Below are 19,422 nucleotides of genomic sequence, written 5' to 3' on the forward strand. Positions count from 1 at the left end.
GGAGGTCCGCTGAACCGTTGCTGCGGCGACGCGACCGTGTGCGATCATGTGCACCACGTCTAGGAGGGATCCCCGCATGCGCCGTTGGCTCGTAATGCTCGTCGCCGCGATCATGGCATTCAGCGGCCTGGCGGCAGCGCCGGCGACCGCGGCGGGAATCCCGATCGGGCGCCTCGGCGAACCGCTGCGCGTCGAGTACAAGGGCCTGATCGCCGACGTCACGGTCAACCACATCGCGCCATCGCCGGTGCCGCCCGGCTTCGGTTATCCCCCGCGCGCGCCGCGCTACCAGGTCTACCGCGCCGACGTGACGATCACACCCGTGCAACTGCCCACCCCCTACGCGATGGGCATCACGTTCGCGTTCCGCGGCGTCACCCCGACCGGCGACGCGTACGAGCCCCGCAACAGCGACGCACCCGACGCGCTGCAGTTCGGCATGCAGTCCGCACAGGTGGGCCGCACGTTCACCGGCGGCGTGTGGTGGGACTGCTACCGCGACCTGGTGTCCAATGTCGTTCTACTGGACCGCATCACCGGGTTCCGCCTGGCGCAGTGGAACGTCGTCTGAGCCGTTGGTCGTGCTGATCGGCCCGGCCGACCCGGCGCGGGTGGCCGAGCTCGCCGAGCTGGCCGCCCGCACCTTCCCGCTGGCCTGTCCGCCGTCGGCCGGGCCCGCCGACATCGCCGCGTTCGTGGCCGAGAACCTGACCGCCGCGCGGTTTTCGGACTACCTGCGCGACCCGGATCGCATCGTGCTGACCGCGACCGACGGCGACCGGATCGTCGGCTACGCGATGACGATCTGCGCCGCCGCGGACGACCCCGACGTCGCGGCCGTCGTTTCGCAGCGTCCCGCGGTCGAACTGTCCAAGATCTACGTCGCACCCCAGGCTCACGGCACCGGCGCCTCCGCAGCGCTGATGTCCGCGGTGCTGAGGCACGCCGCGGAGTCCGGCGCGGCCTGCGTATGGCTGGGGGTCAACCAGAAGAACGCGCGCGCGCAACGCTTCTACCGCAAGCACGGCTTCACCCAGGTGGGGACCAAGACCTTTCGGCTGGGCACCCATATCGAACACGACTACGTGATGGCGCGCCCGGTCTGACCCGCCGCGGTGAGCGCGAGCAACCGCGACGTCGCCCGCAGGTACTTCTTCCGGAAGCCGCCGTTGAGCATCTCCTCGCTGAAGATGGTGTCGAGTTTGGCGCCCGACGCGACCACCGGGATCCCGGCGTCGTAGAGCCGGTCGGTCAGCGACACCAGCCGCAGGGCCACGTTCTGATCGTCGATCGGGTGCACGCCGGTGATGTACACCTGCGAAACTCCCTCGATCAGGGTCAGGTACCGCGACGGATGCATCGTCGCCAGGTGGGTGCACAACGCGTCGAAGTCGTCGAGCGTCGCGTCGGGCACCGCGGCGGCACGGTCGGCCACCTCGCCGTCACTGAGCGGCTCGGGCGCCGGCGGCAACCCGCGGTGCCGGTAGTCGGGACCCTCGATGCGCACCGTGGTGAAAATCGATGCCAGCGTGTGGATCTCCCGCAGGAAGTCCTGCGCGGCGAAGCGGCCCTCACCCAGCTGCTCCGGCAGCGTGTTGGAGGTGGCCGCCACCGACACGCCCCGCTCCACGATCGCCGACAACAACCGCGAGATCAGCGTGGTGTTGCCCGGGTCGTCGAGCTCGAACTCGTCGATGCACACCAGCACGTAGTCGGCCAGCAGATCGATGCACTCGGTGAACCCGAACACGCCCGCGAGCTGGGTCAGCTCACCGAACGTCGCGAACGCCTTTTGACCGGACACCGCGTAGTACGACGACGCCAGCAGGTGAGTCTTACCGACCCCGAAACCCCCGTCGAGGTAGACCCCGACGCCGGGCAGCACGTCCCGCTTGCCGAACAATCTCTTCTTGCCGGCCCGTCGGGCTTGCGCCTGGTCGCAGAACTCCCGACAGGCCCGCACGGCCTCGGCCTGAGAAGGCTCGGCCGGGTCGGGCCGGTAGGTGTCGAAGCTGACCTCAGCGAACGTCGGCGGCGGAATCAACTGCGCGATCAGCCGTTCCGGGGTGACGCTGGGATGTCGATCGACCAGATGACCGACCTCACTGGACCCGTGCATGCTCCGCACCCTAACGGCGTGCTGTGATTCTGCGTATGGCCGGTGACGCGGACGGGACGCAGTTCACACTGTTGGGCGCCGAGACCACGGTGGACCAACGCGGGCTGGCGGCGTACTACCGCTACCCCGACGGTCTGCAGTCGTGCTGGGTGCGGGCCAACATGATCACCTCGGCCGACGGCGGCGCCACCCGCGACGGCCGTTCCGGCGGGCTCGGCGCCGCCGGCGACCGCGCGCTGTTCGGCACGCTGCGCCAGCTGGCCGACGTCATCCTGGTCGGTGCGGGCACCGTGCGGACCGAGAACTACTCCGGCGTGCAGTTCGACGCCGCCCGTCGGGCGGCCCGTCAGCGCGCGGGGCAAGCCGAGGTTCCGCCGATCGCTGTGCTGACCCGCACCGGCCGGCTCGACCGCGAGTGCCGGCTGTTCGAGCGCACCGAGGTGGCGCCGCTGATCTTGACCTGCACCGACTCGGTCGCCGACACCCGCGCCAGGCTCGGCGACGTCGCCGAGGTATTCGACGTCTCCCGTGCGCGGCCCGGCTCTGTGGACCTGCCGGCCGTGCTGGATCTGCTCGCCCAGCGCGGCCTGTACCGGGTGCTCGCCGAGGGTGGGCCCGCCATCCTCGGAGCGTTGATCGCCGAGAGTCTGCTCGACGAGCTCTGTGTCACGGTGGCACCGCTGCTGGTCGGCGGTCCCTCGGCGCGGATCGTGACCGGTGGCGGCGCGGTGGCGACCCGGATGCGCCCCGCTGCTCCGCTGACCGACGCCGACGGCTTCCTGTATCTGCGCTACCTGCGCGCTGACGATCCCCGGTGACGCCGGTCAGTACTGTGGTCGGCATGCGTCGACTGCTCCGCGCCCGTCGCGGCGCCGCGGTGGCCGTCGCGGTGTCGCTGGTCGTGGCCGGGTGTTCGCCCGGCCTGGCCGCCAACCCCCGCTACGCCACCGACTCGGGTGCCCGGCCGCAGGGTGCCACGCAGACCAGCGACCAGCCCGCGGGCCCGCCGGCTCTGGAAGCACCCAAGAACGACCTGTCGTGGCGGGACTGCACCTCGCGGGTGTTCAACTCAGCGGGCGTCGAGCCGCTCCCCGGGGTCCGGCTCGACTGCGCCAGCTACGACGCCGACCTGGACCCGATCAGCGGCGCGACCGGGTCGGTCACCATCGGGGTGGTGCGCGCGATATCCGCGCAGACCCCCGCCGACGCCGGCCCCCTCGTGATGACCACCGGGTCGGATGTGCCGACGTCGGTCCGGCTGCCCGGGTGGTTGGCGCGTACCGGTGCCGATGTGCTTGCCAGCCGCCCGGTGGTGTCGGTGGACCGGCGCGGAATGGGGTTGTCCGGCGCGCTGGACTGCCGCGACATGTTCGACCGCCAGGAGATGTTCGAGCAGGCGCAGTTCCAGAGCGGGGACGACCCGGTGGCCGCGCTGAGCACGATCACCATGACCGCGACCACCAACTGCACCGACACCATCGCCCCCGGCGATTCGGCCTACGACAACGCCCACGCCGCAGAGGACATCGAACGCCTGCGCACCACCTGGGACGTCCCGGCGCTGGCGCTGCTCGGCATCGGCAACGGTGCGCAGGTCGCGCTGGCTTACGCCGGGTCGCACCCGAACAAGGTGGCCCGGCTGGTATTGGACTCGCCGCTGCCGCTGGGCATCGCCGACGAGGCCGCCACCGAGCAGCGCGTCAGGGGCCAGCAGGCAGCGCTGGATGCCTGGGCCGATCAGTGCGCGGCGAGCAACTGCGTGCTGGGCTCCGACCCGAAGGCCGCCGTCGACGCACTGCTCACCGCCGCCCGCGCCGGCAACGGACCCGGCGGCGCGTCCGCGGCCGCGGTCGCCGACGCCATCTCGGTGGCGCTGGCCTTTCCACGGGGCGGCCGGGTCGACGCGGCCAATGAACTGGCGCTCGCCATCGCCGACGCGCAGTCGGGCAACACGAACCGGCTGAACAATCTGATCAACCAGGCCGAGACACTGCGCCACAGCGACGGGCAGTTCGTCAACGGCTGCAGCGACGCGCTGAACCGGCCGACGCCCAACCGGGTTCGCGAACTGGTGGTGGCGTGGGGCAAGCAGTACCCGCAGTTCGGCACGGTGGGAGCCCTGGACATGGTCAAGTGCCTGCACTGGCCCAGCGGCGCGACCCCGAAGGAGCCCGCCGGGCTGGAGATTCCGACGCTGCTGCTCGGGGTGCAGAACGACCCGGTCGTCGGCAACGAGGGGGTGGCCGCGGTCGCGGCCACCGCGATCAACGCGGGCTCGCCGAACCGCCGGGTGATCTGGCAGGGCATCGGCCACGGGGCCGTGCTGTACTCGGAGTGCGCAGTGCCGCCGGTGACGACCTACCTGGACAGCGGAGAACTCCCCGAGACCGACACGTACTGCCCGGCGTGACCGGTCGGGGCACGGCCTCGGTGTACGGTGCGCACGTGCGCGATCTTGTTCTGACCGCCTTCCGGCCCCGCACCTCACCGCCGACCACCGCCTCGGTCCTGCGGTCGATCCTGTGGCCGCTGGCGATCCTGTCGATCATCCACCGCAGCTACGTCCTCGCCACCAACGGCTACATCACCGACGATTTCGCGCCCGTCTACCGCGCCGTGGTCAACTTCAAGCTCGGCTGGGACATCTACAACGAGAACTTCAACCACGTCGACCCGCACTACCTCTACCCGCCCGGCGGGACGCTGCTGATGGCGCCGTTCGGGTACCTGCCCGTCGAGGCGTCCCGATACTGGTTCATCTTCTTCAATACGCTGGCGATCCTGCTGGCCGCGTATTTCCTGCTGCGGCTGTTCAAGTTCACGTTGGCCTCGGTGGCCGCGCCCGCGCTGCTCCTGGCCATGTTCTGCACCGAGAACGTCACCAACACGCTGGTGTTCGGCAACATCAACGGACCCATCCTGCTGTTCGAGGTGCTGTTCTTCCGCTGGCTGCTCACCGGTGAACGTCGTCACGAATGGTGGGCCGGGGTGGCGATCGGATTGACCCTGGTGGTCAAACCGCTGTTGGCCCCGCTGCTGTTGCTGCCCTTACTCAACCGGCAGTGGCGAGCGCTGGTCACCGCGTTCGCCGTGCCGGCGGTGTTCAACGCCGTCGCATGGCCGCTGATCAGCGACCCGATGAGCTTCGTGACGCGCACCCTGCCCTACATCCTGTCCACGCGCGACTACTTCAACAGCTCGATCCTGGGCAACGGCGTCTACTACGGCCTGCCGATGTGGCTGATCATGACGCTGCGGGTGGCGTTCGCCGTGCTCGGTGCGGCATCGCTGTGGCTGCTGTACCGCTACTACCGCACCCGTGACCCGCTGTTCTGGATGTTGACGTCGTCGGGTGTGCTGCTGTTGACATCGTGGCTGGTGCTGTCGCTGGGCCAGGGCTACTACTCGATGATGCTGTTCCCGTTCCTGATGACCGTCGTGCTGCCCAACTCGGTGATCCGCAGCTGGGTGGCCTGGCTGGCGATCTACGGGTTCACCACGATGGACCGGTGGTTGCTGTATCACTGGCCGACCACCGGCCGCGCTCTGGAATACCTCAAGATCACCTACGGCTGGTCACTGCTGGTGATCGTGGTGTTCTCGGTGCTGCTGTTCCGTTACCTCGATGCCAAACAGGAGGGCCGCCTCGAGGACGGCATCGATCCGCCGTGGGTGAAAGAGGTCGCCGAGCCGCGTGACGCGGTGGCCGCGCCGAGTAGCCTGAGGGCATGACAGCGACAGGTCCCAAGCTGGTACTCAGCGACGATCAGTGGCGTGAACGGCTGACCACAGAGGAGTTCGCGGTGCTGCGCCGGGCCGGTACCGAACGGCCCTTCACCGGCGAGTACACCGACACCAAGACCGAGGGCGTCTACCAGTGCCGCGCCTGCGGCGCCGAACTGTTCCGCAGCACCGAGAAGTTCGAATCCCACTGCGGCTGGCCGTCGTTCTTCGACCCGACCGATTCCGATGCGGTGGTGCTGCGCCCTGACGACTCGATGGGCATGCGCCGGGTGGAGGTGCTGTGCGCCAACTGCCACAGTCATCTCGGCCACGTGTTCGAGGGTGAGGGCTACCCGACACCGACCGACAAGCGCTATTGCATCAACTCGATTTCGCTGCGCCTGGTGCCCGCCGGCTCCTGACCGTCGACCGACTGCTGCCGCAGCAATAGGTCCTGGATCGCCGGAGCCGGCAGCGGCGCGCTGAAGTGGAAGCCCTGTGCGATTCTGCAGCCGTATTCTCGAAGCCGCGCTGCGGTTTCGGCGTTCTCCACCCCTTCGGCGACCGGGGTGATGCCCAGGGAATGCGCGAGTCCGATGACCGCGCGGGCGATCGCAGCCGACGCGGGGTGCGTCAGGATCGGCGCGATGAACTCCCGGTCGAGTTTGACCTCGTCGACGGGGAATTCTCGGAGGTACCACAGCGCCGAATAGCCGCTGCCGAAGTCGTCGATGGCCACACGAATTCCCTTGGCGCGCAACGTCTCGAACACCGTCCGAGTCTTGCCCAGGTTGTCCAGCAGCAGATCCTCGGTGATCTCGACGGTCAACCAGTCCGGCGGCAGGGCCCGCTCGTCGAGCGCCGCGGTCAGTTGGTCGCACAGGTGCGGGTCGGTGATGGCCGGCGCGAACACGTTGATCGCGACGGGGACACCGATTCCCAGCGCATGCCAGCGCGCGGCGTCATCGAGCGCCGCGGTGAGCACCACCGAAGTCAGCGAGCGCATCAACCCGTGACGTCGGACCAGGGGAAGGAACTGGTCCGGCCCGAGTAGCCCGCGACGCGGGTGCGGCCAGCGAATCAACGCCTCGAGTCCGACGATTTCGTCGGTGGCCAGGTCGAATTTCGGCTGGTACACCACGCTGAGCCCGCCCTGCTCGATCGCCGAGCGCAGCTCGGCGAGCAACTGCGCAGACCCCACACCCGTGTCGCAGCCGGTGGGCGCGGGCACCAATTGTCCGGGCTCCATGCCCGGCGTGTGCACGACCAGCCGGCCCGTGCGGGCGTGCTTGGCGGCCTCCAGCGCAACTTCGGCACGCTTGTACAGCTCATCGGCCGACGGACACCGCTGCCCGGAGGCCGTGGTTGCCAGCCCCACTCCTGGCCGCAACCGCAGCTCCTGACCGTCGACGAGGAACGGCCGGTCGAACGCCTCGACCACATCCTCGCCGATATCCCGGGCCGCGGCGGGATCCCCCATCATGATCACGGCGAACGCGTCGCCGCCGACGCGGGCCAGGGTGTCGCTGGCCCGCACGGTCCCGGCCAGCCGTTCTGCGACCCGGACCAGCACCATGTCCCCCGCACGGTGCCCGAAGCTCTCGTTGACCAGCCGGAAGTCGTCGAGATCGAGCACCAGCACCGAGACGTCGAGCGCGTGGCGGTCGTGCAGCGCCATCGCATGAGCCAGGCGATCGGAGAACACGGCGCGGTTGGCCAGCCCGGTGAGCGGGTCGTGCACCGCCCGATCGGCGACCTCGGCCAGCAGCCGACGGTTCTCACCCAATACGAGGAACTGCCGGATCAGCACCGCGATCACCGTCACCGCCGCGGCGACAAAGACCGGTCCCAGACCGTCGACGAGCATCGGGGTGCAGAGCAGCGCCGAGAGCACCACGGGCAGGTAGGGCAGCCACACCGACAGGCGCGGCGGCACCGAAGACGCGCGGGTCACGCCGCCGACTGCCGGCCTGCACGTCACCAGCGCCGCCAGGCCGATACAGACGAAGCCCCACGCCCACCCGATCGCGATGACATGGAAGTGCTGGTCGTCGACCGCGGTGAGATACGCATAGCTGGTGTCCGACAGGGCGATCAGGGTCAGCCCGCCCGCCAGCCAGGCCAAATGTGCGCGGCCGCCCGCCGGGGCGCGCACCAGCATCAGCACCGCGACGGTGATCAGCGCGATGTCGACGATCGGATAGGACAGCGCCATCGCCACCGCCGCCGGATTTCCCGCGCGCACCGAGTGCACCGTCTGCAGCACCGTCACCCACGCCAGACCGAACAGCGCCGCGCCGATGATCACCCCGTCGAGGAGCATCCGCACCTGGGTCTGCGGCGGTGTCGTCGACAGCAGGAACACCAGGCACAGCCCGGCCCCGGCCAGAAACAGCACATACCCGGTGTCGACCCACGACGGGAACGGATGGGAGTCGGACGTGAAATGGATGTAGGTCCGGATCAGCTGTGAGGCCAGCCAGGCGGCCACCCCGGCCGTCATCGCCCACCAGGCCAGCCGGTCCTTGCCCTGCGCGCGCGAGGCCGCGGTGGCTGCGCACAGCGCAGCGAAGCTCGAGAAGACGACCAGTCCGAGGTCGTCGACCCAACGAATGACAGCGTGGCCACCCCAATCGGTGAGCAGCCAAACCGAAAAAGCCGCGCCCCCGATCGCAGCGCCCGCCGCCACCCCCCGCAGGTTCGGCATGGCCGGAGCTTAGCAACTGTTGGGATCAAGCCAGACCAGATCGAACCCGGCCTCTCATATTTGCCGGCGCCTGCCATTTTGCGGCGCAGTAGCAGGTTTCTACGACACGGAGCCGGATCATGGTCGTTTCTGCGACTTTGCAGGCCCGAAACGACGGTTCCGGGTTAGGCAGTCAGCAGCAAAGGGCTACGGCAGCGCGGTGACCAACTGCTCGACCGACACCCGCGGACCGGTGAAAAACGGGGTCTCCTCACGGACGTGCCGGCGCGCGTCGGTGGCGCGCAGATCGCGCATCAGGTCGACGATCCGGTGCAACTCCGGGGCCTCGAACGCGAGCAGCCATTCGTAGTCGCCGAGCGCGAACGCCGGCACCGTGTTGGCCCGGACGTCCTTGTATCCGCGCGCGGCCATCCCGTGCTCGGCCAGCATCCGCCGGCGTTCCTCGTCGGGTAGCAGGTACCAGTCCAGCGATCGGACGAACGGATACACACAGATGTAGGCGCCGGGCTCCTCACCGGCGAGAAAGGCCGGGATGTGGCTCTTGTTGAACTCGGCGGGCCGGTGCAGCGCGACATTGCTCCACACCGGGGTCGATGCCCGCCCCAGGGCTGTGGTGCGGCGGAAATCGGCATAGGTGGCCTGCAACGCCTCCACGGTGTCGGCGTGCGTCCAGATCATGAAGTCGGCGTCGGCGCGCATGCCGGCGATGTCGTAGAGCCCGCGGACCACGACGCCCTTGTCTTCCTGCTGCTTGAGGAACGTTGCGGTCTCGTCGACGACCGCCGCGCGCGCGTCGTCGTCCCGGTCCAGCTCGCCGGGGGTCACCGAGAACACCGAGAACATCAGGTACCGGATGGTCGCATTGAGGGCGTCGAAATCGAGCTTGGACATGCTCCTATCGTGCCACGCAGGCTGAACACCGCCGGCCGTGGAGTCGGCGGCGGCGCTGCCCGTGCGTCAGTGCGTCACCTGCAGTCCGGCCACGGCCCGGGTGGCGGCGGCCACGCAGGCCGGTACCCCGATGCCGTCGAGGTAGGCGCCGGCCACCGCCAGTGTGGGAGGTAGGCCCGCGCGGATTTCGGCGACGAGATCGGCATGCCCGGGGCCGTACTGCGGCATCGCGTCGATCCAGCGCGTCACCCGGCTGTCCTCGGGCTCGACGGATATCCCGAACAGCGTCTGCAGGTCCTGCACCGACCAGGTCAGCAGCTCGTCGTCGCCGACACTGCGCGCCAGATCGTCGCCGAACCGCCCGAACGACAGGCGCACCAGCTCCACATTGCCGCGCCGGCCCCACTTGCGCGACGACAGCGTGACGGCCTTGGCATGCAGCCGGGTCCGGCCCGCCACCAAGACCCCGGACTGCTCCGGCAGCGGGGTGCCGCCGGGCAGCGCCAATGCCACCACAGCCGACGACGCAACCGGGATCCGGCGCGCCGCCGCGGCGCTGCCGGGCGCGATGTCGGCGATCAGGCCGGGCAGCCGCGGCGCCGGGACGGCGAGCACCACCGCGTCCGCCGACCGGCGCACCCCCTCGTCATCGACGATCTCCCACCCCGTTCCGGCGCGCTGCACGCCGCGCACGGCCACCTGCGCCCAGGTGGCGGCGGTACGGTGCACCAACTCGTCGAGCAGCACTTGATAGCCGCCCTCGACGGCACCGAACACCGAGCCGGGCAGCGGCGGTGGCAGTGCCGCGGTGACCGCTTCGGTCAGGCTGCGCGCGCCGTGGTCGAGCGCCGCGGCGACGGTCGGCGCGGCAGCGCGGATGCCGATGGTGGCGGCCGAACCGGCGTAGACCCCGGCCAGCAGCGGGTCCACCGAACGGATCACCACCTGTTCGCCGAAGCGGTCGCCCACCAGGTCCGCGACCGACGGGTCGGCGCCAGGTTGCCAGGACATCGGCCGCCGCGGCTCGTCGAGCATCTGCCGCATGGTCGCGTCGTCCACCAGCCCGGTCAGCGCCGCTGGACGCGACGGGATGCCGTTGACGGTGTCCTTGGGTAGCTGGTGCAGCTGGTCGCCGCAGTAGATCAGCGGTCGAGCCCCGGTGGTGGCGATCTGCTTTCCGGAGAGTCCCAGCTCGCCGAGCAGCGCGGGCACCTCGGGACGCCGCGCGACGAAGGCCTCGGCGCCGACGTCGAGCGGCTGACCGGCGATACGTTCGGTGCGCAGCACCCCACCCAGCCGATCGGCCGGGTCGAGCACCGTGATCGATGCGTGCGGACCGGCAGCCACCCGCAACCGGTAGGCGGCAACCAACCCCGAGATGCCGCCTCCGACAACGCAATAGGAACGACTCACAACTCGTGCACCAAGGCCACGGTGTCGGTGATGATTGCGGGGTCGGTGGCCGGCAACACCCCGTGGCCGAGGTTGAACACGTGCCCGACCGCGCCGGCGTCCATCGCGCGGCGACCGTCGTCGACGACGGCGCGCACGGCGCGCTGCACCACCGGCCAGCCCGCCAGCAGCACCACGGGGTCGAGGTTGCCCTGCAGGGCGACTCCGGGCTGCACCCGGGCGGCGGCGTCGGTCAGCGACGTGCGCCAGTCCACCCCGACCACCGCGGGTGTGCCGTGGCCGGTCACCGCCTCCGACATCGCGCCGAGCAGCTCGGCGGTACCGACGCCGAAATGCGTCATCGGCACGCCGTAGCCGGCCAGCGCCGCGAAGACTCGGGCGCTGTGCGGCAGCACGTAGGTGCGGTAGTCCGCCAGCGACAGCGTGCCCGCCCACGAGTCGAACACCTGGATCGCGTCGACACCGGCATCGAGCTGGGTCTGCAGGAATCCGATGGTGACGTCGGTCAGCGCGGTCATCAGTGCATGCCAGAGCTCGGGGGCGCCCAGCATCATGGCCTTGGTGTGTTCGTGGTGACGGCTGGGACCGCCCTCGACCAGGTAGGAGGCCAGCGTGAATGGCGCGCCGGCGAAGCCGATCAGCGGCACATCGGCCAGCTCGGTGGTCAGCCGGCCGACCGCCGCGGCCACCGGCGCGACCTGGTCGCGCTGCAGCTCGGTGATGGCCTCGACGTCGGCGAGGGTGCGGACCGGACGCTCGATCACGGGTCCGACGTCGGGCACGATGTCCAATGCGATGCCGGCCGCCCGCAGCGGCACCACGATGTCGGAGAACAGGATCGCCGCATCGACGTCGTGCCGACGCACCGGCTGCAACGTGATCTCGGTGATCAAATCGGCGTCGAAACAGGCCTGCATCATGGTGTTCTTGGCCCGCAGGGCGCGATATTCCGGCAAGGACCGTCCTGCCTGCCGCATCATCCACACCGGCACCCGGTGGGGTTTGCGGCCGGCGACGGCAGCCAGGTACGGCGATTCGGGCAGCTCGCGGCGCGTATTCATCGCTGTCCATGCTGCCATGAGTCGATCGGCGCGCCTGCGCCCACAGGCGCGCCGATCGACTAGCGTCAGACACTGTGACCACCGCCGAACCGGCTCAATTCCGTGAAGCGGTGGCGGCCATGAATGCCACCACCGTCCGGCCGGAGATCGAGCTCGGCCCGATCCGGCCGCCGCAGCGCCTCGCGCCGTACAGCTATGCGCTGGGCGCCGAGGTCAAGCACGCCGAGACCGCGATCGTTCCGGAACGTTCCGAAGGCGACGCGTTCGGCCGGCTCATCTTGCTGCACGACCCCGAAGGTGCGGACGCTTGGGACGGCACCATGCGGCTGGTGGCCTACATCCAGGCCGACCTGGACTCCAGCGAGGCCGTCGACCCGCTGCTGCCCGAAGTCGCATGGAGCTGGCTGGCCGACGCGCTCGGGCAGCACGGCGAGCAGGTCACCGCCCTCGGCGGCACCGTCACCGCGACGACCTCGGTGCGTTACGGCGACATCTCCGGTCCGCCGCGGGCCCATCAGCTCGAGTTGCGGGCGTCGTGGACGGCGACCACCCTGGACCTCGGTCCGCACGTGCAGGCGTTCTGCGAGGTGCTCGAGCACGCCGCCGGGCTCCCGCCATCCGGGGTGACCGACCTGAACTCCCGGACTCGCGCCTGAGCCGATGCCCGACATCGACCCCGCGGGTTCTGCCCTGGAATCATCGGACTCCGCCACCGAGACCGACGCCGCGCCACTCCTGGCGCCCCGCGACGGGGTGCCCGCCGTGTCGGCGAGCCGGAGTGAGATCGCCCGCGCCGCCGACCTGCTCGCGTCGGGTCGGGGCCCGTTCGCCGTCGATGCCGAGCGCGCTTCGGGATTCCGGTACTCCAACCGTGCCTACCTGATTCAGATCCGCCGCGAGAACGCCGGCACGGTGCTGATCGATCCGGTCAGCCACGGCGGCGACTCGGTCGAGGTCCTCGCCCCGGTAGCCGCGGTGCTCGAAACCGACGAATGGGTGCTGCACGCCGCCGACCAGGACCTGCCGTGTCTGGCTGAGGTCGGGATCCGGCCGACATCGCTCTATGACACCGAACTCGCCGGACGCCTTGCCAACTTCGACCGGGTCAACCTCGCGGCGATGGTGCAGCGCTTGCTCGGTCTGGCGCTGACCAAGGGCCACGGCGCGGCGGACTGGTCGAAGCGACCGCTGCCCGACGACTGGCTGAACTACGCCGCGCTCGACGTCGAGGTGCTCACCGAACTGCGCGACGCGATCGCCTCGATGCTCGAGGAACAGGGCAAAACCGACTGGGCGCGACAGGAATTCGAGTTTCTGCGCACGTTCGAGGCCGCTCCGACTCGCCGGGACCGCTGGCGCCGCACCTCGGGTATCCACAAGGTTCGCGACCCGCGCGCGCTGGCCGCGGTCCGCGAACTGTGGAGCACCCGTGATCAGATCGCCCGCCGCCGCGACATCGCGCCCGGCCGCATCCTGCCCGACAGCGCGATCATCAACGCCGCGACCGTCGACCCCGACAGCGTCGAGAAGTTGACCGCGCTGCCGGTGTTCGGCGGGCAGCGGCAGCGGCGCAGCGCGCAGGTGTGGCTCGACGCGTTGGCGCGGGCCCGATCAGCCGAGCCGCCCTCGGCGCAGGAGCCATCCACCGGTCCCCCGCCGGCGTCGCGATGGGCCCGCCGCAAACCGGAGGCCGCGGCGCGCCTGGAGGCCGCCAAAGCCGGCTTGACCGAGTTGGCGCAACAGGTTTCGGTGCCCGTCGAGAATCTGTTGTCGCCGGATGTCGTCCGCCGCCTGTGCTGGGACTGGACCGCGGTCGCCGATGCCGAAGCCGCGGTGGACGAGTTCCTGCGGGCGTGCTCGGCGCGCCCATGGCAGCGCGAGTTGACCGTGCCGGTGCTCGCGCAGGCGTTGACTAGCGCGCAGACGTGACGCGGTCGATGTGGTCGAGGAAGTGCGCCAGCACCGCCTCGGGTGCTTCGATCTGAGGCCAGTGCCCGATGTGGTCGGCCAGCATCACGACGTCGGAGTCGGGCACTACCTCGGCGTAGCGGCGCGCCATGTGCGCACCCGAGTTCGGGTCGGCCGGGCCGTCGATCAGCCGCATCGACACCGGGGTCTGCCGCATGGCCCGCACCCACCGGTTGCGGTGGACGGTGCGGTCCTCCAGAAACCGTCCCACCTTGTGCAGCACCCGCTTTCCGTCGTTGTACTGCAGGATCTGGTGAAGCGTCTCGAGCATCTCACGCGTCGGCTTGGTGTGCGGGCCGAACATCTCGTTGATAGTGGGCTCCAGCACCCGCCGTGACACCGTACTGCCCTGCAACGGGCTGAGAAGGTCTCCCAGCACGGTGCCCGACATCAGCTTCTGCATCACCCGAGGGGTGTAGGCCTCGTTGATCAGGCCCCCATTGAGCCAGGTGATCGACTCGATATCCCAAGCGCCATACTGCTGCTCGCCGAATTCCCTGCGCGCCAACAACTCTTGACCGACCGAGTCGCCCAGGTCGTGGGCGAGTACATGGGCGCTGCGCACCCCGAGATGCGCCAGTAGCGCCTCGTGCATGTCGGCGTGATCACCCACGGTGTACCGGTACGCCACGGGTTTGGCGGAGAAGCCGAGCCCCAACAGGTCCGGCGCGATGACCGTGAAGCGCTGCGTCAGGGTGGCCCAGATCCGAGCCCAGTCAAAGGTGTTGAACGGGTAGCCGTGGATCAGTAGCAGGTGCGGTCCGGTGCCGAGGGGGTGTCCCGCCAGCCGATAGAAGATGTCGAAACCCAGATAGTCGAAGTACTCCCCGGCGTCGCGCCACCGCGCCAGCTCTGCGTCCATGATCCGAGTCTGCCCTCAGCTCAGCTGCTCCGCCAGGAACGGGGTGGAATCGGGTAGCGACGCCAGCACCGTGCCGCCATGGTCCTGGTCCGGGTACACCTGCAACGTGACCTGCTGACCATCGGCAACCAGCCGCTCGTTGAACGACAGTGTCAGGCTGGGCGGCACATCGCGGTCGCGCAACCCGACTCCGAGGAACAGCGGGCGGTCGTAGCCATCGGACGGGATGCCCATGTAGTCGTCGATCGCCGCTGCGGCACCCGGCAGCGACGCTACCGGCGCGCTGAACAGGCCCGGCACCGTGGCGTCAGACAGTGACTCCGAAAGCTCGGCCAGACAAAGGGTTTCGGCACGGTCGGCCGCCGCCCGCCCGGCCGCGGACAACACCTGGTCGAGGCCCAGGTCGGGGCGGGCCTCTCGCAACGCGGCGATGATGTAGGCCGCATAGGCATTGGCGACCGGGCCCAGCTCGGGCGGCACCGCCATGTCCGGCCCGGCCTGCTTGACCAGGTCTTCGACCCGGGCAGGTGTGCCGGTGGCGACCACCCCGCGGTAGTGCAGCCCGGAACCGGCGCTGAACTCGCTGGCCCATCGCGCCGTGGCCACCGCGGCCGCGCCGCCCTGAGACTGGCCCACCACAGCCCACTCGGGCGCCAGCGGCAGCTCCAAGTGGTGGGCGGCCAGCACCGCATCGGTCACCCCGCGGGCGGTCGTGACGCTGTTGAGGTAGCTCATCAGCCCGGGCGTACCCAAACCGGCGTAGTCACTGGCCACCACCACGTACCCCTGGTCGAGCCAGTGCGTCAGGTACTCGTTGTCGCGGGCGCTGCGCGGCCGCGCCGACGGGGTGCAGTCGTCGCCCAGCCCGACGGTGCCGTGCGCCCAGGCCACCACCGGCCAGCCGCCCGGCGGCGCAGCACTTCTCGGGACGAACACCGCACCTGTGCTGGTCGCCGGGCGGTCGTGCTGATCGACGGTCGCATACAGGATCCGGTACGCCGGGCCGGCGCCCGCGACGGACAGCGCGGGGTCCAGCGGGACCGCCTCAATCAACCCACCAGGGGCGGGAATCGGCCCGGCGTATTGCCGTGCGTCCAGACCCGACCACTGCGGCGCCGCCGCAGCCGAGACCGCGGCGCCGGCCAGGCTCACCGCGATCAGCGAGATGACGGCGACAACGCGAACCGAGGCAACACGAACGGCGACAAGCGATCCCATGACCGCCACCCTAGTGGCCCGCAGCAGCGGGGCCGGTCCAGGGCGTCAGTCCAGATGTTCGCTGACCGCGGGTTCGGTGACCGCGGTGCCCAGCGCGGCCACCCACCCGGTGATGTGGCGCGCGATGGTGCGCTCGGTCAGCCCGGCCTCGCTCAACACCTCGCCGCGGGAGGCGTGGTCGAAGAACCGCTGCGGCAACGCCGCGTCGCGGCAGGGCACGTCGACCTCGGCGCGACGCAGCGCGCCCGACACCGCAGAGCCCACGCCACCCTGGACACCGTTGTCCTCGAGGGTCACCACCAACTTGTGGCGCGCCGCCAGCGGGACGATCCCGTCCGGTACCGGCAGCACCCAGCGCGGGTCGACCACGGTGACACCGATGCCGTGAGTGCGCAACCGCTCCGCGATAGCCAACGCCATGGCCGCGAACGGTCCGACCGCCACGAGCAACACGTCCTCGGACGAGTCGCGGTCGGGCACGGCCAGGATGTCGATCCCGTCGCGCCGCTCCAGCGCGGGGATGTCCTCGCCCACATCGCCTTTGGGGAAACGCAGCGCGGTGGGCCCGTCGTCGACGTCCAGCGCTTCGGCGAGCTCCTCGCGCAGCCGGGCACCGTCGCGCGGCGCCGCCACGCGCATCCCGGGCACCACGTTGAGAATGGACAGGTCCCACATCCCGTTGTGGCTGGCGCCGTCGGGGCCGGTGATCCCGGAGCGGTCGAGGACCAGAGTCACCGGCAGCCGGTGCAGCGCCACGTCCATCATGAGCTGGTCGAACGCACGGTTGAGGAATGTCGAGTACACCGCCACGACCGGGTGCAGTCCGCCCATCGCCAGCCCGGCCGCCGAGGTCACCGCATGCTGTTCGGCGATACCCACGTCGAAGAACCGGTCCGGGAACCGGTCCCGGAACGCGCTCAGGCCGGTCGGTCCCGGCATCGCCGCGGTGATCGCGACGACGTCGCGGCGCTTGGCGGCCAGCCGGACCAGCGCCTCGGAGAACGTCGACGTCCATCCGGGGCCGGGCACCGAGGTGGCCAGGCCGGTCTGCGGGTCGATCACACCGCACGCATGCATCTGCTCGTCGACGTCGTTCTCCGCCGGCGCGTAGCCCATGCCCTTGCGGGTGACGACGTGCACGACCACCGGGGCGTTGAACGTGCGGGCGTGCCGCAGCGCGCTCTCCACGGCGTGCTCGTCGTGGCCGTCGATCGGGCCGACGTACTTCAGGCCCAGGTCGGTGAACATCACCTGCGGAGAGAGCGCGTCCTTGATGCCGGCCTTGATGCTGTGCATGCACTGATAGCAGAACTCACCGATGACCGGTACCCCGCGCACCGCCTTACGGCCCTCCTCGAGGACACGTTCATAGCCGGGCTGCAGCCGCAACGCGGCCAGATGCTCGGCGAAGCCGCCGATCGTCGGCGCATAGCTGCGACCGTTGTCGTTGACGACGATGACCACCGGCCGACGCGACGCGGCGATGTTGTTCAGCGCCTCCCAGCACATGCCGCCGGTCAGCGCACCGTCGCCGACGACCGCGACCACGTGACGGTTGCGGTGACCGCTGAGCTCGAACGCCTTGGCCAGCCCGTCGGCGTAGGACAGCGACGCGCTGGCGTGGCTGGACTCCACCCAATCGTGTTCGCTCTCCGACCGCGAGGGATAACCGGACAGGCCGTCCTTCTTGCGCAGGGTTTCGAAGTCCGGGCACCGGCCGGTGAGCATCTTGTGCACATAGGCCTGATGGCCGGTATCGAACAGGATCGGGTCGTAGGGCGAGTCGAAGACGCGATGCAGCGCCAGCGTCAACTCCACGACGCCCAGGTTGGGTCCCAGATGTCCGCCGGTGGCCGCGACCTTGTGGATCAGAAAGTCGCGAATCTCGCGGGCCAGCTGCTCCAGTTGCGCCTGCGAGAGGTGTTGCAGATCGGCGGGACCGCGGATCTGTTCAAGCATCCCGTCAGTCTACGCACCGCGCACGGGTCAGTCCTGTCGTGTCTGGTAGACGTCGGGCACTCCGTCGTGATCGGCGTCGAGGGTCTCGACCTGGTGAATCCGCCGGTAGGAGGCGTTTCTGGACAGCAACAGAATCGAGGCCGCCAAGGCGGCGATCAGGGATCCGGTCAACACGCCGACCTTCACCAATTCGTCACGATCTGAGCCCAGACCGTAGGCCAGGTCGCCGATCAGCAGCGAGACGGTGAACCCGATCCCGGCCAGCATGGACACGCCGAGCACATCGATCCAGCGCAGTGAGCTGTCCAGTTTGGCGCGGGTCAGCGACGCCAGCACCCGGGTGGTGCCCAGAATGCCGATCGGCTTGCCCAGCACCAGCCCCGCGATGATGCCCAGCGCGATCGGATCGGTCAGCGAGCGGGACAGGCCGCTCAGACCGCCCAGGCTGACTCCCGCGGCGAAGAACGCGAACACCGGGATGGCCAGGCCGGCCGACAGCGGCCGCAGCCGGTGCTCGAAGTGCTCGGCCAGTCCGACCTCGTGGCGTACCTTGCCGGCTGCAGTCGACCGGGTCGCCGAGCGCCGCACCGGCACCGCGAACCCGAGCAACACCCCGGCCACCGTCGCGTGGACCCCCGACTCGTGCATCAACACCCAGGTGGCCACGCCGAGTGGCATCAACACCCACCAGGCCTGCACCCCACGCTGCACGGCCAGCGCGAACGCGGCCAGCGGGATCAACATGGCGGCCAGCGCCCACACCTCGATCTCGTCGGTGTAGAACACCGCGATCACCACGATCGCCAGCAGGTCGTCGACCACGGCCAGCGTCAGCAGGAAGGTGCGCAGTGCCGACGGCAGGTGGGTCGAGATGACGGCCAGGACGGCCACGGCGAAGGCGATGTCGGTGGCGGTCGGGATCGCCCAGCCGCGCAGCGCCCCGTCACCGACCCGGGCGGTGACCGCGACGAAGATCAGGGCCGGCACCACCATGCCGCCGACCGCGGCGGCGATGGGCAGCGCGGCGCGGCGCGGGTCCCGCAGGTCGCCGGCGACGAACTCGCGTTTGAGTTCCAGCCCCACCACGAGGAAGAAGATGGCCAACAGTCCGTCGGCCGCCCAGTGGCCCAGTGTCAACTGCAGGTGCAGGCCGAAGGGTTCGGCGCCGACCTTCAGGTCGCGCAGAGCGAAATAGCTCTCGGCCCACGGCGAGTTCGCCCACACCAGCGCAGCCGCGGCCGCGACGAGCAGGATGACACCGCCGACGGTCTCCTTGCGCAGGATCGTGCTGACGCGGCTGGTCTCCGCCCACGAGCCCCGGCTGAACAGCCGACGCGAAGATGAAGGGTTGTCAGTCACGTGGAGCCTCAATACCTCTGGGTGCGATCGGATGGCGCCGACCAGACTTCCCGGCACACCGGTTCTCAACCCTAAGCCATCGTCGGCGGCGCGCACGTCCAGGTCTTTCGCAGCAGCCCGTGCCGGAGTATTTTGCACTGTG

At 69.8% G+C, this 19,422-nt stretch carries 17 protein-coding genes; 8 read left to right on the forward strand and 9 right to left on the reverse strand.

Annotation, left to right across the window (positions count from 1 at the left end; translation table 11 throughout):
- The first annotated feature begins 76 nt into the window (after positions 1-76).
- Both G6N31_RS10255 and G6N31_RS10260 read left to right on the forward strand, forming a co-directional pair.
- Complete coding sequence (locus G6N31_RS10255; protein ID WP_098001850.1) at positions 77-571, forward strand: hypothetical protein; 495 nt, start codon at positions 77-79, stop codon at positions 569-571.
- Positions 572-575: 4 nt separating this feature from the next.
- Positions 576-1,106, forward strand: a complete 531-nt coding sequence (locus G6N31_RS10260) for a GNAT family N-acetyltransferase (RefSeq protein WP_234815169.1) — start codon at positions 576-578, stop codon at positions 1,104-1,106.
- Here G6N31_RS10260 and zapE read toward each other — a convergent pair.
- Positions 1,082-2,119: a cell division protein ZapE gene (zapE, locus tag G6N31_RS10265; protein ID WP_098001852.1), complete on the reverse strand. Its 1,038-nt coding sequence runs from the start codon at positions 2,117-2,119 to the stop codon at positions 1,082-1,084. The genes G6N31_RS10260 and zapE overlap by 25 nt on opposite strands.
- A 35-nt stretch (positions 2,120-2,154) precedes the next feature.
- Here zapE and G6N31_RS10270 point away from each other — a divergent pair, with 35 nt between their 5' ends.
- From G6N31_RS10270 to msrB, 4 genes are read left to right on the forward strand one after another with little or no spacing between them, the layout of a single operon-like run.
- Positions 2,155-2,937, forward strand: a complete 783-nt coding sequence (locus G6N31_RS10270; RefSeq protein WP_098001853.1) for a pyrimidine reductase family protein — start codon at positions 2,155-2,157, stop codon at positions 2,935-2,937.
- 23 nt (positions 2,938-2,960) lie between these two features.
- Positions 2,961-4,529, forward strand: a complete 1,569-nt coding sequence (locus G6N31_RS10275; protein WP_098002032.1) for an alpha/beta fold hydrolase — start codon at positions 2,961-2,963, stop codon at positions 4,527-4,529.
- Between the two features lie 35 nt (positions 4,530-4,564).
- Positions 4,565-5,851: an arabinofuranan 3-O-arabinosyltransferase gene (gene aftC, locus G6N31_RS10280; protein WP_098002033.1), complete on the forward strand. Its 1,287-nt coding sequence runs from the start codon at positions 4,565-4,567 to the stop codon at positions 5,849-5,851.
- Positions 5,848-6,264 (forward strand): peptide-methionine (R)-S-oxide reductase MsrB, encoded by a 417-nt coding sequence (gene msrB, locus G6N31_RS10285; RefSeq protein WP_098001854.1) that lies wholly within the window; start codon positions 5,848-5,850, stop codon positions 6,262-6,264. The genes aftC and msrB overlap by 4 nt, the downstream gene beginning before the upstream one ends.
- Here msrB and G6N31_RS10290 read toward each other — a convergent pair.
- The 4 genes from G6N31_RS10290 to hemE form a co-directional block, all read right to left on the reverse strand.
- On the reverse strand, positions 6,216-8,549 hold the full coding sequence (locus tag G6N31_RS10290) for a putative bifunctional diguanylate cyclase/phosphodiesterase (RefSeq protein ID WP_098001855.1): 2,334 nt from the start codon (positions 8,547-8,549) through the stop codon (positions 6,216-6,218). The two genes, msrB and G6N31_RS10290, sit on opposite strands and share 49 nt — an antisense overlap.
- Before the next feature lie 186 nt (positions 8,550-8,735).
- Positions 8,736-9,440, reverse strand: a complete 705-nt coding sequence (hemQ, locus tag G6N31_RS10295; protein WP_098001856.1) for a hydrogen peroxide-dependent heme synthase — start codon at positions 9,438-9,440, stop codon at positions 8,736-8,738.
- 66 nt (positions 9,441-9,506) lie between these two features.
- Entirely contained in the window at positions 9,507-10,853 is a 1,347-nt protein-coding gene (locus G6N31_RS10300; protein WP_098001857.1) for a protoporphyrinogen oxidase, read from the reverse strand.
- A complete protein-coding gene (hemE, locus tag G6N31_RS10305; RefSeq protein ID WP_098001858.1) occupies positions 10,850-11,914 on the reverse strand; it encodes a uroporphyrinogen decarboxylase in 1,065 nt (354 codons plus the stop codon). Before hemE ends, G6N31_RS10300 begins: the two co-directional genes overlap by 4 nt.
- A gap of 119 nt (positions 11,915-12,033) precedes the next feature.
- Between hemE and G6N31_RS10310 the strand changes: the two genes are divergently transcribed.
- Positions 12,034-12,570 carry a DUF3000 domain-containing protein gene (locus tag G6N31_RS10310; protein WP_234815179.1) on the forward strand — a complete coding sequence of 179 codons (537 nt, stop codon included), beginning with the start codon at positions 12,034-12,036 and terminating at the stop codon, positions 12,568-12,570.
- Positions 12,571-12,574: 4 nt separating this feature from the next.
- A complete protein-coding gene (locus tag G6N31_RS10315) occupies positions 12,575-13,843 on the forward strand; it encodes an HRDC domain-containing protein (RefSeq protein WP_098001860.1) in 1,269 nt (422 codons plus the stop codon).
- On the opposite strand, the gene G6N31_RS10320 is transcribed toward G6N31_RS10315, so the two are convergent.
- Genes G6N31_RS10320 through nhaA form a run of 4 tightly spaced genes read right to left on the reverse strand, consistent with a single transcriptional unit; the run spans position 13,827 to position 19,280 of the window.
- Positions 13,827-14,744 carry an alpha/beta fold hydrolase gene (locus G6N31_RS10320; protein ID WP_098001861.1) on the reverse strand — a complete coding sequence of 306 codons (918 nt, stop codon included), beginning with the start codon at positions 14,742-14,744 and terminating at the stop codon, positions 13,827-13,829. The genes G6N31_RS10315 and G6N31_RS10320 overlap by 17 nt on opposite strands.
- A 15-nt stretch (positions 14,745-14,759) precedes the next feature.
- A complete protein-coding gene (locus tag G6N31_RS10325) occupies positions 14,760-15,962 on the reverse strand; it encodes an alpha/beta hydrolase family protein (RefSeq protein WP_170310806.1) in 1,203 nt (400 codons plus the stop codon).
- A gap of 45 nt (positions 15,963-16,007) precedes the next feature.
- The gene (dxs, locus tag G6N31_RS10330; protein ID WP_098001862.1) at positions 16,008-17,921 is read right to left on the reverse strand and encodes a 1-deoxy-D-xylulose-5-phosphate synthase; all 1,914 of its coding nucleotides are present in this window, start codon (positions 17,919-17,921) and stop codon (positions 16,008-16,010) included.
- 27 nt (positions 17,922-17,948) lie between these two features.
- Complete coding sequence (nhaA, locus tag G6N31_RS10335; RefSeq protein WP_234815170.1) at positions 17,949-19,280, reverse strand: Na+/H+ antiporter NhaA; 1,332 nt, start codon at positions 19,278-19,280, stop codon at positions 17,949-17,951.
- Positions 19,281-19,422: the final 142 nt, after the last annotated feature.

Source organism: Mycolicibacterium duvalii (assembly GCF_010726645.1).
Classification (GTDB): Bacteria; Actinomycetota; Actinomycetes; order Mycobacteriales; family Mycobacteriaceae; genus Mycobacterium; species Mycobacterium duvalii.